The sequence below is a fragment of the Streptomyces dangxiongensis genome (assembly GCF_003675325.1).
GTDB classification, from domain to species: Bacteria; Actinomycetota; Actinomycetes; order Streptomycetales; family Streptomycetaceae; genus Streptomyces; species Streptomyces dangxiongensis.
Genome location: NZ_CP033073.1, coordinates 7,086,935 through 7,101,617, shown reverse-complemented (window position 1 = coordinate 7,101,617; position 14,683 = coordinate 7,086,935). Strand labels below are relative to the sequence as shown.

General features: G+C 75.4%; 3 protein-coding genes and 2 pseudogenes. All 5 read right to left on the bottom strand.

Features of this window, described 5'->3' with window-relative positions; translation table 11 throughout:
- Nucleotides 1-80: 80 nt before the first annotated feature.
- On the bottom strand, nt 81-2,591 hold the full coding sequence (locus D9753_RS38795) for an FtsX-like permease family protein (RefSeq protein WP_121790157.1): 2,511 nt from the start codon (nt 2,589-2,591) through the stop codon (nt 81-83).
- A complete protein-coding gene (locus D9753_RS31995) occupies nt 2,591-3,394 on the bottom strand; it encodes an ABC transporter ATP-binding protein (RefSeq protein ID WP_121790156.1) in 804 nt (267 codons plus the stop codon). Before D9753_RS31995 ends, D9753_RS38795 begins: the two co-directional genes overlap by 1 nt.
- Nucleotides 3,395-3,999: 605 nt before the next feature.
- On the bottom strand, nt 4,000-7,863 hold the full coding sequence (locus D9753_RS31985; RefSeq protein WP_121790154.1) for a type I polyketide synthase: 3,864 nt from the start codon (nt 7,861-7,863) through the stop codon (nt 4,000-4,002).
- 26 nt (nt 7,864-7,889) lie between these two features.
- Nucleotides 7,890-8,282 (bottom strand): annotated as a pseudogene (locus D9753_RS39750) (acyl carrier protein); the annotation flags it as partial.
- A gap of 279 nt (nt 8,283-8,561) precedes the next feature.
- A pseudogene (locus D9753_RS39745) lies at nt 8,562-14,358 on the bottom strand (type I polyketide synthase); the annotation flags it as partial.
- Nucleotides 14,359-14,683 lie beyond the last annotated feature (325 nt).

Below are 14,683 nucleotides of genomic sequence, written 5' to 3'. Positions count from 1 at the left end.
ATGCTCCCATCCCCGGCCGCCGGTCAAGGAGGGGCCGCCCGCGCTCGGGGGTGGCGGGGGCGGCCCGGCCAGGGGGTGGGTCACGCGGCCTTCACCGTGTCCACGGCGGGGTTGCGCATACCGCGCCAAGAGGGCAGCAGGGTGGCGCCGAAGACCAGCAGCACGGACCCTCCGACGATGGCGAAGTAGATGCCGATGGACCCGGACGGCAGCCAGGAGTCGCTCTTGACGAGGCTGTAGGGGACGATCGTCATCGCCGCGGCGAGGGTGCCGAGGATGGTGGCGATGACCCCGATCAGCACGCCCTCGACGGTCAGCATGCCGATCACCTGGGCGCGGGTGGCGCCGGTGAGCCGCTGGAGGCCGAACTCCGCGCGCCGTTTGCGGGTGACGGACACCAGGGTGTTGACGACGGTGATCGCGGCGTACCCGACGATCATGGCGACGATGGTGTAGTTCGCGGAGACCAGGATCTGCTGGATCTGGTTGTTCCGGCCGGCCAGGGAGGAACTGTCGTCCAGTTCGGTGCCGGGCACCCGGGCGGCCAGCGCGGCGAGGCGGTCGTGGACCTCGGCGCCGCCGCCGCGAGCGGCGCGGACCAGGATCTGGTGCGGCAGCCCGTCACCGGTGTGCGGGGCCAGGGCCGCTGCGGGCAGCGTCAGGTACTGCTGCTTGGGGTTGTCGGTGTAGAGGGCCACGACGGTGGGGCGTACGGCGGTGCCGTCGCCGAGGTGCATCGGCAGCCGGTCGCCGACCCGCACGCCGTACGCGCGGGCCTTCTTGTCGGACAGGGCCACCGTGTCGCCGTGCAGGCCGGTGAGCGAGCCGGCGACGACGGGCAGGTCCAGGCTCCGGCGTACCCCGGCGGCGGAGACGCCACGCAGGTCGACGTCGGCCGGCCCGTCCGGGCGGTCCACGAAGCCGCGGCTGGTGACGAACTCGGAGGCCGCGGCCACCCCGGGCGTGGCGCGGACCCTGTCGACGACGCCCGGCGCGAATCCGCCGGTCGTGGAGTCGAGGACGTAGTCGGCGAGGATGTTGCGGTCGTAGGAGGTCCGGGAGACGTGGTCCTCGGTGGACTGCATGTACAGCGTGCCCGTGGCGATGCCGATGAGCAGGACGATCGGCGCGACGGCGCCCGCCATGCGTACGTTGGCGGTGGCGGCGTTGCGCAGCGCGAGGTGGCCGGAGAGTCCGGACAGCAGCCGGACGGGCAGCCGGAGCAGCGCCACCAGGGCTTTGGTGAGGCCGGGCGCGAGCAGGGTGAGGCCGATGCCGAACAGCACGGAGGCGGGTCCGGCGGTGCTGGCGAGGGTGGGGCCGTCCTCCATCACGGTGGCGGTGGCGACGGCCAGACCGATGCCGTTGGCGAGGAAGAACAGTGCGAGCAGCAGCCGGGGCACGCTGAACCAGCGGGTGCCGGCGGTGGCTTCGGCCAGGGCGGCGACCGGTTCGGTGCGGGCGGCCCGGCGTCCGGCGAAGCGGGTGGCGCCGGCCGCCGCGAGGACGGTGACGGCCGCTCCGACCGCCATCGGCATCCAGCCGGCGTGGTAGGCGATCGCCGACGACACCACGCCGCTTCCGGTCAGCACCCCGAACAGCAGCCGTCCGATGGCATATCCGGGCAGCAGGGCGAGCAGCACGGATCCCACCGACAGCACGGCCGTCTCGGTGAGGATCATCCGGCGGAGCTGCTTCGGGGTGGAGCCGACGGCGCGCAGCAGGGCCATCTCGCGGGCGCGCTGCTGGAGGGAGAGGCCGAGGGTGGAGGCGACGCCGAACATCACGATCAGGACGACCGACGAGCCGAAGACCGCCGCGAGGATGACGACGGTGCGCCGGCTGGAGAGGGTGCCGGGCAGCTCGGCCAGCCCCCGGCGCTCGCCGGTGAGCACCTCGGCGCGGTCGCCGACGGTCGCGCGCACCGCGTCCGCGACGACGGCGACGCTCGTGCCCGGCGCGGGGAGCACGCCGATGGAGTCGATCCGGCCGCCCGCGAGGGCGCGTGCCTCGTCGTCCGTGAAGAACACGGCCGCGTCGGGGTTGTGGTCGCCGCGCTGCTCGGCGATGCCGCTGACCCGGAACCGCCGGGTGGTGCCCTGGACGACGATGTCGACCGAGGACCCCGGGCGGATGCCGGCCCGCCGGGCGAGTCCGGCATCGAGAACGGCCTCGCCGCCGGCGACGGGGGTTTTACCGGCGGCGAGGGTATAGGGGGTGAGCCGGGCGCTCGCCCAGCCGTGGCCGTACGAGGCGGACTCGCCGGTCACCGGCCTTCCGTCCTTGAGGACGGTGGCCGGGAACGACACGTCGGCGACGGCCGCGCGCACACCGTCGGTCCCGGCCACCTCGCCGGCCAGACCGGCGTCGACGCGGTGCCGCTCCGTCAGCGCGCTGGAGTCGTAGGTCTGTTCACCGGTGACGACGACCGGGGCGCCGCTCAGGCGCTGCGGGTCGGCCGCCATGCGGACGCCCGTCTCCATCAGCCCGCCGCAGCCGATGACGATGGCGGCGCCGAGGAACATGGCGAGGAAGGTCGCGACGAAGCTCGTCCTGCGGAACTTCAGGGTGCGCAGTGCCAGGCGCCACATCAGTTTCGTCCCCCCGAGTGCTGCGGCGTGCTCTGCCGGTGGGCGTCGTCCTCCCAGGCGCCGAGCCTGGTCATGCGGGCGGCGACCGCGTCGGCCGTCGGCCGGTGCAGTTCGCCGGCGAAGGTGCCGTCGGCGAGGAAGACCACGCGGTCGGCGTGGGAGGCGGCGACCGGGTCGTGGGTGACCATGACCAGCGTCTGGCGGGCGGTGTCCACGGACTCGCGCAGCAGGGCGAGCACGGAGGCGGCGGTGCGGGTGTCGAGGGCGCCGGTGGGCTCGTCGGCGAAGACCACGGCGGGGCGGGTCACCAGGGCGCGGGCGATGGCGACGCGCTGCTGCTGGCCGCCGGAGAGCTCGGACGGCAGGTGGCCGAGCCGTTCGGCCAGGCCCACGCGCTGGACGACGGTGCGGATCAGGCTCTTGTCGGGGCGCTGTCCGGCCAGTTGCAGCGGCAGCGTGATGTTCTGCATGACGGTCAGCGCGGGCAGCAGGTTGAAGGACTGGAAGATGAAGCCGATCCGGTCGCGGCGCAGTTTGGTGAGCCGGGTGTCGTCCAGGCCGGCGAGGTCGGTGCCGCCGACGGTGACCGTGCCGGAGGTGGGCTGGACCAGTCCGGCGGCGCAGTGCAGGAAGGTGCTCTTGCCGGATCCGGACGGGCCCATCACCGCGGTGAAGGTGCCGTCGGCGAAGCTCACGCTGAGCCCGCGGAGCGCGGCCACCTGGCTGTCCCCTCGCCCGTAGGTCTTCGACACGGCGTCCAGCCGTACCGCCTCCGTCCGACGGAGGTCCTGTGAAGTGTGCACTCGGGGCTCCCCTAAGAGATGACGCGCCTCTCACGCGGTGTCTGCGGACCACATTAGTAACGCCGCGGCCGCGGCACATTGGCATTGACCGGCCGGTTCGAGGTAGAGGTTTCTCTACCTCGACGGGCCAGGTTTCGGCAGGTTCCCGGTGTAATTTTGTGCAGCGGCGTCACCACCCGGTCCGCATATTTGACTCCCCTACGAAAGGGCCGGTTGCCACCCGTGTCCCGGGGGGTCGCTGCGGGTACCGTCGAAGCCGACCGAAGAATCCACGAAAGATGGGAAGTCGCATGGCCAGGAGGCCTGACCACGAGCTGACCGCGCATGTCCGGCCCGACGGCTATCTGGATCTCTCCTCACGGCGCACCGGGAAGCGGCACCGGTGCGGTCCACGTGGCACGACAATGTGGCTGGCGCTCCAGCGCAGCGACTGGCAGCCGGAATTGGCCGCGGACGAAATCGCCTTGCGATTAGGTGTGGACCCGGACAGTATCCGATGCGATATCCAGGCGTGGTTGGTGCATTTCCGTGAGGCCGGCGAGTGAGCTAATTGTGCGGCGCGGGCGGCTTTTCGGCCGCCCGCGCCGGATCACGTTCGTACGGGCTCAGGCGGCCCGGGTGGCCGGTGATGCCGTCAACCAGGACTCGACCGCCTCGGCGGTGGTCGCCGCGAAGTCCTCCAGCAGCGTGAAGTGCGTGCCGGGCACCTCGGCCGGCTGGTGCTCCGCCGGCCAGACCGCCCGCCAGTCGTCGGTGTCGGTGGCGAAGGCCTCGGTGGGCCGCACGAACAGCACGGGTGCCGTCAGGGCGCCCGGCAGGCAGTGCAGGATCAGGTCGCTGTAGCGGCTCATGGCGGCGAGGCGGGCCGTCCCGAAGCCGCCGAGGGACGACTCGCGGTCCAGCATGCCGTCGAACATCTGCCGCCACAGCCCGTCCTTGCCGTCGTCCCCGGGCAGATAGGTGTCCAGCAGCACCACCCCCGAGGCCGGCTGTCCGGCCTTCTCCATGAGCCCGGCCGCCGCGTGGGCGAACTGGCCGCCGGAGGAGTAACCGACGAGCACGTACGGCCGCCCGTCCGGGCAGGCCCGGCGGATGCCCTCGACGACCACCTCCAGCACCGCGTCCACGGAGCGCGGCAGTGCCTCGCCGGGGCCGAAGCCGGGCATCGTGGGGACCAGGACGTCCCGGCGGCCCTGGAAGTGCCGGGCGAAACGGGCGTACTGGTGGGCGCCGCCGAGCGCCATGGGCGAGGGCAGGCAGACGAGCCGCGGGGAGGCGTCGCCCCCGGCCAGCCGTACCGGGTCGGTGAGGCCGTCGAGTTCGGTCAGCGAGGAGAAGCCGGGGAGGAGGTCGGCGACGGTGCGCAGCAGCTCGATGGCCTGGGCCATCCGCCCGTCGGCCGCCGCGCGCCGCACCAGCCCGCCGACCGATTCCAGGTCGTCGGCGCCGGCCGGGTCCGTGACGCCGCCGGCCAGGTGTCCGCGCAGGACGGCCGCGAGGGCGGCCGGGGTGCGGTGGTCGAAGACGGCACCGGCCGGCAGGGTGGTGCCCAGGGCGGTGCCGAGGGCGCCGCGGAGTTCGGCGGCGGAGACGGAGTCCATGCCGATCTCCAGGAAGACGGCGTCGGGCTCGACGGCCTCCGGTCCCGCATGGCCGAGGATCGCGGCGGTCTGGGCCCGGACCACGTCGGTCAGCAGCGCCTCCTGTTCGGCCGGCGGGGCACCGGCCAGCCGCTGCCGCAGCGGCCCGGCGTCCGCGGGTCCGGTCGCGGCGGGCGGCACGGGCTCGGCCAGGGGGCCGGCGGTGAGGGCCACGTCCGCGTTCAGCCAGTACCGTTCGCGCCGGAAGGAGTAGGTGGGCAGTTCGGCGCGGGCCGTACCGGGGAAGAGTGCGGCCCAGTCGGGGGCGAGGCCGTCGGTGTACAGCCGGGCGAGGCCCGCCATGAGGGTCGTGGGTTCGCTGCCGTGGCGCCGGCCGAGAGCGACGAAGAGGGCGCCGTCGGCGTCCGCGCACGCGCGGGCGAGGCCGGTGAGGACGGCGTCGGGGCCGAGTTCCACGAAGCGGCCGGCGCCCGCGGCGGTGAGGGCGGCGACGGCGTCGGCGAACCGGACCGTCTCCCGGACGTGCCGCACCCAGTAGCCGGGGTCACGCATCTCGTCCTCGGCGGGGCGGCCGGTGAGGCCGGACACCAGCGGGATGCGGGGCGCGTGGAAGGCCAGCGTCCCGGCCACGGCCCGGAACTCGTCGAGCATGCCGTCCATCAGGGGTGAGTGGAAGGCGTGCGAGACGGTGAGCCGCCTGGTCTTCGCGAAGCCCTCCGCGGCGGCGAGCACCGCCTCCTCCTCGCCGGAGAGGACCACCGAGGACGGCCCGTTGACCGCGGCGAGTGCGACCCGGTCGTCCAGCAGCGGCCGTACCTCGTCCTCGGTGGCCTGTACGGCGACCATCGCGCCGCCTTCCGGCAGCGCCTGCATCAGCCGGCCGCGGGCGGCGACCAGCGTGCAGGCGTCGTCCAGGTCGAGGACGCCCGCGACATGGGCGGCGGCGATCTCCCCGACGGAGTGCCCGGCCAGGAGGTCGGGCCGGACGCCGAAGGACTCCAGCAGCCGGAACAGGGCGACCTCGAACGCGAACAGCGCGGGCTGCGCGTACCGGGTCCGGTGGATCGCGTCGGTGTCGTCGCCGGCCAGCACCCCGCCCAGGTCGAGGCCGAGCCGGGCGTCGATCGCGTCGAAGGCGGCGGCGAACACCGGGTAGCGGGCGCGTAGTCCGAGGCCCATGCCGAGGCGCTGGGCGCCCTGCCCGGTGAACAGGAAGGCGGTACGGGTGCCGGTCCGGGCCCGGCCGGTGGCGGCCGTGGGTGCGGGCGCCCCGGTGGCGAGGGCGCGCAGACCGGCCAGCAGTTCCTCCCGGTCGGTGCCGGTGACGGCGGCGCGGTGGTCGAAGGCGGTGCGCCGGGTGCCGAGGGCCCGGGCGACGGCCGCCGGGTGCAGCTCGGGCCGGTCCGCCAGGAACGTGTGCAGCCGCTCGGCCTGTGCGGGGAGGGCCGGGGCGGAGCGGGCGGACAGGGGCCAGACGACGGCGGGTGCGTCCGCTTCGGTGTCCGCCGGGTCCGCCGCGGGCGCCTGTTCGAGGATGACGTGGGCGTTGGTGCCGCTGATGCCGAAGGAGGAGACGCCCGCCCGGCGCGGGCGGCCGGCCACCGGCCAGTCCCGCTCCTCGGTCAGCAGCCGAACCTGCCCCGCCTCCCAGTCGACCTTCGTCGACGGCCGGTCCACGTGCAACGTCCTCGGCAGCACCCCGTGCCGCATCGCCAACACCATCTTGATGACACCCGCCACACCCGCAGCGGCCTGCGTGTGCCCGATATTGGACTTCACCGACCCCAGCCACAACGGGACACCCGATCCACGACCCTGACCATAGGTGGCGAGCAGCGCCTGCGCCTCGATCGGATCACCCAGCGTCGTCCCCGTCCCGTGCGCCTCCACCACATCCACGTCCGCGGCCGACAACCGGGCCGACGCCAACGCCTGCCGGATCACCCGCTGCTGCGACGGACCGTTCGGCGCCGTCAGCCCGTTGGACGCGCCGTCCTGGTTCACCGCGGAACCCCGCACCACCGCCAGCACCTCATGACCGTTGCGCCGGGCGTCCGACAGCCGCTCCAGGACCAGGACGCCCAGTCCCTCGGAGAACCCGGTTCCGGCCGCGTCGTCGGCGAAGGAGCGGCAGCGCCCGTCCGGGGAGAGCGCGCCCTGCCGGCTGAACTCCACATATGTGCCCGGCGAGGCCATCACCGTCACTCCCCCGGCCAGTGCGAGCGTGCACTCGCCCTGCCGCAGCGCCTGCGCGGCCAGGTGCAGCGTGACGAGTGACGAGGAGCAGGCGGTGTCGACGGAGAGCGTCGGGCCCTCCAGTCCGAGGGTGTAGGCGACCCGGCCGGAGACGATGCTGCCGGAGCCGAAGCTGCCGAAGTAGTCGTGGTACATGACGCCCGCGAACACCCCGGTGCGGCTGCCGCGCAGCGTGGCGGGGTCGATCCCGGCGTTCTCCAGGGCCTCCCAGGAGCCCTCGAGCAGCAGCCGCTGCTGCGGGTCCATGACGAGGGCCTCGTTCGGGGCGATGCCGAAGAAGCCGGCATCGAAGTCGCCCGCGTCGTGCAGGAATCCGCCCCGCCGGGTGGAGGAGCGGCCCGGCACGCCCGGGGTCGGGTCGTACAGGTCCGGGTCCCAGCCGCGGTCGGCGGGGAACGCGGTGATGCCCTCCCCGCCGTCCGCGACCAGGCGCCACAGGTCCTCCGGGGAGTCGACTCCGCCCGGGTAGCGGCAGGCCATGCCCACGACCGCGACCGGTTCCCGGGCCGCCGCGGTCAGCGCGCGGTTGCGTTCCCGCAGCCGCTCGATCTCCTTCAGTGAGGCGCGCAGTGCCTCGACCATCCTGGTGTCCGGGTTCTCGGACTCGGCCATGGTTCTCTTCCTTGTCGCGGGCGTCGTCACAGGGCGTCGTCGTCCCCGACGAGATCGTCGAGCGCCATGCTGATCAGGCTCTCGGCGTCCATCGCGTCGATCGACGCGCTGCCGGGTCCGCCGTCTTCCGCCGGCTGCGGGGCGGGCCGCAGTCCGGCGAGTTCGAGCAGGCCGTCCAGCAGGCCGGCCTCGCGGAGCCGCGCCACCGGGATGGCGGTGAGCGCGGCCCGCACGGTGTCCTCCTCGTCGCGCGGGCCGTCCGCGGTGCGCGGGGCCAGTTCGGTGGCGAGGTGACCGGCGAGTGCGGCCGGTGTGGGGTGGTCGAAGACGAGCGTGGCGGTCAGCCTCAGGCCGGTGGCCCCGTTGAGCCGGTTGCGGAACTCGACGGCGGTCAGCGAGTCGAAGCCGAGGTCCTTGAAGGGCAGTTCGTTCTCGAACTCCTCGATGCCGAGCACCGCGCGGGCCTCGTCCCGGATCAGCCGCAGCAGCCGTTCGGGGCGGTCCCCGGGGGCGAGCGCGGCCAGTTCGCGGCGCAGTGCGGACGCGGCGGCCGACGCCCCGGGTCCGGTCCGGCGCGGCGCCCGCACCAGGGAGCGCAGCAGCGGGGCGACGCGGGAGGGCTCACGCGGGGCGAGGTCCAGGCGGGCCGGCAGCAGCACCGGTTCCGCGCGGCCCGCCGCCGTGTCGAACAGGGCGAGGCCGGCCTCGGCGTCGAGGGCGAGCACGCCACCGGAGGCGACGCGCCGGACGTCGGTGTCGCCGAGCCGGTCGGCCATGCCGCCGCTGCCCGCCCAGGCGCCCCAGGCGAGCGAGACCGCGGGCAGGCCGAGCGAGCGACGGTGGGCGGCGAGAGCGTCGAGGTAGGCGTTTCCGGCGGCGTAGCCGGCCTGGCCGGGGCTGCCGAGCAGACCGGCCGCGGAGGAGAACAGCACGAACGCCGTCATGGGCCGCTCGCGGGTCAGCTCGTGCAGGTGCCAGGCGGCGTCCAGCTTGGGCCGCAGGACCGTGTCCAGCCGCTCGGGTGTGAGCGAGGTCAGGACGGCGTCGGCGAGGACGCCCGCGGTGTGCACGACGGCGGAGACCGGGTGCTCGTCCAGGACCCGGGCCAGGGCGGCCCGGTCGGCGGCGTCGCAGGCGACGACGGTCACCCGTGCCCCGAGCGCGGTCAGTTCGTCGCGCAGCCCGGCCGCGCCGGGCGCCTCGGGCCCGCCGCGGCTGAGCAGGACCAGCCGCTCGGCGCCGTGCGCGGTGACCAGGTGCCGGGCGACCAGCCGACCGAGGGCACCGGTGCCGCCGGTGACGAGGACGCCGCCGGAGAGGCCGGCCGGGGCGGGCTCGGTCAGGCGGGGGGCGCGCACCAGGCGGGGGACGCGCGCCGCGCCGTCGCGCAGCGCGAGCTGGGGTTCGCCGGAGGCGACGGCGGAGGGCAGCAGGCGGCGGGAGGCTTCCGTGCCGTCCAGGTCCGCGAGGACCAGCCGGTCGGGGTGCTCGGACTGGGCGGAGCGGATCAGGCCCCACGCGGCGCCGGGGGGGGTCGGTGACGTCCCCGGGGCCCGTCGCCCCGCGCGTCGCCACCACCAGGACGGAGTCGGCGAACCGGGCGTCGGCCAGCCACTCCTGGACCAGGGTGAGCAGCCCCCGGACGCCGGCCCGGGCCGTGTCCGCGCCGGCGCCGCCGGTGTACGCGACGACCAGGGTGTCGGGGGCCCGGACGGCGGCCTCCGTCAGGTCGGCGGCGACGCTGACCTCGGCGACCTCGCCGGCCAGGGCGGCGGCCAGCTCCGTGCGGCCGGGGCCGAGCACGGTCCACCGCCCCGCCTGCGGGGCCGCGGGCACGGGGACGGGCACCCAGTCCACGGCGAACAGGTCGTCGTGTCCGCCCGCGACGGCCGCCGCGATCCGCTGCGGGTCCACCTCCCGCAGCGACAGCGACGCCACCCGCGCCACCGGCCGGCCGGTGGCATCGGCGGCCTCGATGCGCACCGCGCCGGGCCGGCCGGGGCGATCCGCACCCGCGCGGTCGCGCCGCTCGTGGCCAGCTCCACGCCGTTCCAGGCGAACGGCAGCGTCATGCGCTCCCCGGCTCCCGCGCGCAGCCCGATGGTGTGCAGGGCGGCGTCGAACAGCGCCGGGTGCAGACCGAACGCGGCGGGGACGCGGGGACGTCGACCTCGGCGTACGCCTCGTCGCCGTGCCGCCAGGCCGCGCGCAGGCCCTGGAAGCGGGGCCCGTACTCGGCGCCCAGCTCAGCCAGCCGCTCGTAGACGCCGTCCAGGTCGACCGGTTCGGCGCCGGGCGGCGGCCAGGCGGTGAGGTCGGGGGGCCGGTCCCCGGCGGGCCGCAGCACGCCGGTGGCGTGGGTGGTCCAGGGGTCGCCGTCGGCCCGGGCTGCGTACACGCGGAAGGCGCGCGCTCCGGACGCGTCGGGTTCGCCGACCGTGCACTGGAGGCGGACGGCGCCGTCCTCGGGCAGGATCAGCGGTTCGGTGACGGTCAGGTCGTCCACCGTGCCGCAGTCGACGCGGGCCCCGGCGGCGAGGGCCATCTCCACGAAGGCGGTGCCCGGCAGCAGCGGCACCCCGCCCACCCGGTGGTCGGCCAGCCACGGGTGGTCGGCGAGGGAGAGGTGCCCGGTGTACAGGGTGCCGTCGGCGCCGGCGAGTTCGACGGCGGTGCCGAGCAGTGGATGGCCGGCGGCCGGGCGCGGCAGGCCGAGGTCGCCGGTCATCCAGTAGCGGGTGCGCCGGAAGGCGTAGGTGGGCAGGTCGAAACCGTCACGGTGGGACAGCAGGGCCGTCCAGTCGACGGCGGCGCCGTGCGCGTGCAGGGCGGCGAGCCCGGTGAGCAGGGCCTCGGTCTCCTCGCGGTCCTTGCGCAGCAGCGGTACGACGGCCGTCCCGTCCGGCAGGCACTCGCCGGCCGCGGCGGTCAGCGCGCTGCCCGGGCCGACCTCGGCGAAGTGCCGTGCGCCCGCGTCGTGCAGGGCGGTGACGGCGTCGGCGAAGCGGACGGCCTCGCGGGCGTGCCGCACCCAGTACTCGGGGGTGGACAGCTCGTCGGGGGCGGCCGGGGCGCCGGTGAGGGCGGACACCAGCGGGATGCGCGCCGTGCCGTACGACAGGGCGGCGGCGACCTCGCGGAACTCCTCCAGCATCGGCTCCATCAGGGCCGAGTGGAAGGCGTGGCTGACGGCCAGCTCCTTGGTGCGCTCGAAGCGGGCGGCCAGCGCGCGGGCCGGTCCGGCCGGACCCGAGACGACGAGGGACGCGGGCCCGTTGACGGCGGCGATGCCCACGCCGTCGCCCAGCAGCGGCCCCACCTCGTCCTCGGTGGCGCGTACGGCGATCATCGCCCCGCCCTCGGGCAGGGCCTGCATCAGGCGGCCCCGCGCGGCGACGAGCGCGCAGGCGTCCCGGAGACCGAGCACGCCCGCGACATGGGCGGCGGCGAACTCGCCGACCGAGTGCCCGGCGAGCAGGTCGGGCCGGACGGCGAAGGACTCCAGCAGCCGGTACAGGGCCACTTGGACGGCGAACAGCGCGGGCTGGGTGTACTCGGTGCGCTCCAGCAGCTCGGCGGAGTGAAGGACGTCGGCGAGCGGCCGGTCCAGCAGCGGGTCCAGGTGGGCGCGGACCTCGTCGAAGGCGGCGGCGAAGGCGGGGAAGGCCGCCGCGAGGCGGGTGCCCATACCGGGCAACTGCGAGCCCTGGCCGGAGAAGAGGAAGGCGAGCCGGCCGTCCGTGGCGGTGCCGAGGACACCGGCCCCGGGGGTGCGGCCCTCCGCCACGGCCCGGACGCCGGCGGTCAGTTCGTCCCGGGTGCGGCCGAGTACGGCGGCCGGTGGCCGAGCCGGGTGCGGGCGTGGGCGAGCGCGCCGGCGAGCCGGTGCGGGTCGGTCCGGGGCGGTGGACAGGTGGTCCAGCAGCCGGGCGGCCTGGGCGCGCAGGGCGTCGGGGGTGTGACCGGAGAGCAGCCACGGCACGGTGCCGGCCGGCGGGGCGGCAGGCTGTGCGGCGGGCTCCTCGGCGGGCGCGGCCGATGATGACGTGGGCGTTGGTGCCGGAGATCCCGAAGGAGGAGATGCCCGCGCGGCGCGGGCGGCCGGGGTCGGGCCAGGGGCGGTTCTCGGTGAGCAGCCGGACGCCCGCGCCGTCCCACTCCACGTGCCGGGAGGGCCGGTCGACGCCGAGGCTGGCGGGCAGGGTCTCGTTGCGCATCGCCTCGACCATCTTGATGACACCGGCGACACCGGCGGCGGCCTGGGTGTGGCCCGATTGGACTTGACCGAGCCGAGCCACAGCGGGCGGTCCCCGGTGTGCTCGGCGCCGTAGGTGGCGATCAGCGCCTGGGCCTCGATGGGGTCGCCGAGGGTGGTGCCGGTGCCGTGCGCCTCGACCACGTCGACCTCGGCCGCCGCGACGCCGGCCGCCTCCAGGGCGCGCCGGATGACGCGCTGCTGGGCGGGCCCGTTGGGGCGCTGATGCCGTTGGAGGCGCCGTCCTGGTTGACGGCGGTGCCGCGCAGCACGGCGATATCCGGCGGCCGTTGCGGCGGGCTTCGGACAGCCGCTCCAGCAGCAGCACGCCGGCGCCCTCGCCGAAGCCGGTGCCGTCGGCGGCGTCCGCGAAGGGCTTGCAGCGGCCGTCCCGGGACAGGCCCCGGTGCCGGCTGAACTCCACGAAGGTGCCGGGGGTGGCCATGACGGTCACTCCCCCGGCCAGGGCCAGCGAGCAGTCGCCCTGCCGCAGCGCCTGGGCGGCCAGTGCAGCGCGACCAGCGAGGAGGAGCAGGCGGTGTCGACGGAGAGGGTGGGGCCCTCCAGCCCGAGGGTGTAGGCGACGCGGCCGGAGACCACGCTGCCGGAGCCGAAGCTGCCGAAGTAGTCGTGGTACATGAGGCCCGCGAACACGCCGGTGTCGGAGCCGCGCAGGGTCGCGGGGTCGATGGAGGCGCGCTCCAGCGCCTCCCAGGAGGTTTCCAGCAGCAGCCGCTGCTGGGGTCGGTGACCAGGGCCTCCTCGTCGTCCATGGCGAAGAACGCCGGGTCGAAGGCGGCGGCGTCGTACAGGAAGGCGCCGTGCCGGGTGTAGCTGGTGCCGGGCCGGTCCAGAGTGGGGTCGTACAGGTTCTCGACGTCCCAGCCGCGGTCGGTGGGGAACCCGCCGACGGCGTCCCGGCCTTCGGCCACCAGCCGCCACAGGTCCTCCGGCGAGGCGATGCCGCCGGGGAACCGGCAGGCCATGCCGATGACGGCGATCGGCTCGTCGTCGGCCGCGCCCCGGGGGGCGGAGGGGGCGGGCGCCTCGGCGAGGGTGCCGGTGAGTTCGCCGAGCAGGTGGCGGGCGAGTTCCGCCGGTGTGGGGTGGTCGAACACCAGGGTGGCGGGCAGCTTCAGGCCGGTCGCCGCGGTGAGCCTGTTGCGCAGTTCCACGGCCGCCAGGGAGTCGAAGCCGAGGTCCCGGAAGGCCAGGGTACGGCCGACGTCCTGGGCGGAGCGGTAGCCGAGGATGGCCGCGACATGGCTCTGCACGAGTTCGGTCAGGAACGGCTCGCGCTCGGCCGCCAGCAGCCCGGCGAGCCGGCCCCGCAGGGCGTCGGCACCGCCTCCCTGCGCGCCCGGCCCGCCGGCCGCGCCGGCCCGGCGTACGGGTACGAGTCCGTGGAACAGCGGGGCCAGGCCGTCGCCCTGGGCGCGCAGGGAGGCCAGGTCCAGCTTCACCGGCAGGACGGCGGGGTCGGCGCCGCGCAGGGCGGCGTCGAACAGGGCGACGCCCTCCTCGGTCTCCAGCGGGGCGACGCCACCGCGGGCGATGCGGGTGAGGTCCGTCTCGCCGAGGGTGCCGGTCATGCCGCCGGCCTGCGCCCACAGGCCCCAGGCCAGGGAGTGCGCGGGCAGCCCGAGGGCCCGGTGTACGGCGAGCGCGTCGAGGTAGGCGTTGGCGGCGGCGTAGTTGGCCTGGCCCGGCGAGCCGAGCGTGGCGGCGGACGAGGAGAACAGCACGAACGCCGACAGGTTCAGGTCCGCGGTGAGTTCGTGCAGGTTCCAGGCGGCGTCGACCTTCGGCCGGAACACCGTGTCGATCCGCTCCGGGGTGAGGGAGGAGAGCACGCCGTCGGCGAGGACGCCGGCCGCGTGGATCACGGCCGTCAGCGGCCGGTCGGCCGGTACGGCGTCCAGCACGGCGGCGAGCGCCGCGCGGTCGGCGGCGTCACAGGCGACGCTCGTCACCTCGGCGCCCAGCTCGCTGAGTTCGGCGACGAGATCGTCGGTGGCACCGCCGCGGCTGAGCAGGAGCAGATGCCGGACGTTCCGCTCGGCGACCAGGTGCCGGGCCAGGATCCGGCCGAGGGCGCCGGTGGCACCGGTGAGCAGGACCGTCCCGGCGCCCAGGCCGGTAGCGGTGGCGTCGTCCGGCTCGTCCGGGGTGGAGCGGACCAGCCGGGGCATCAGCCAGGTGCCGGACCGGAACGCCAGGTGCGGCTCACCGGTGGTCACCGCCTCGGCCAACTGCTCGATGGTCGGCGCCTGTTCGGTTTCGACCAGCACGATGCGGCCCGGGTTCTCCGACTGGGCCGAGCGCACCAGGCCGCCGGCGGCGGCCCCTGCCGGGTCGGCGCCGGTGACCACCACGAGGGTGCGGTCCTCGTCCGCGAGCCGGGTGCGCAGCTCGGCCAGGACCGTGTCGACGGCCGCCCGGGTCTCGGCGGCGCCCACTCCGGCCGGAGCCCGCACCACGTCCGGTGCGGAAACGGTCCCGGTCGCCGTCGAGGACGGGGCCGGGACCCAGCCGACCCGGTACAGCGCGCCCGCCGGGCCGACC

Excerpts from the sequence above, each read along its gene's own strand:
- D9753_RS38795 (WP_121790157.1), bottom strand. The coding sequence starts at position 2,591 with ATGTGGCGCCTGGCACTGCGCACCCTGAAGTTCCGCAGGACGAGCTTC.
- D9753_RS31985 (WP_121790154.1), bottom strand. The coding sequence starts at position 7,863 with ATGGCCGAGTCCGAGAACCCGGACACCAGGATGGTCGAGGCACTGCGC.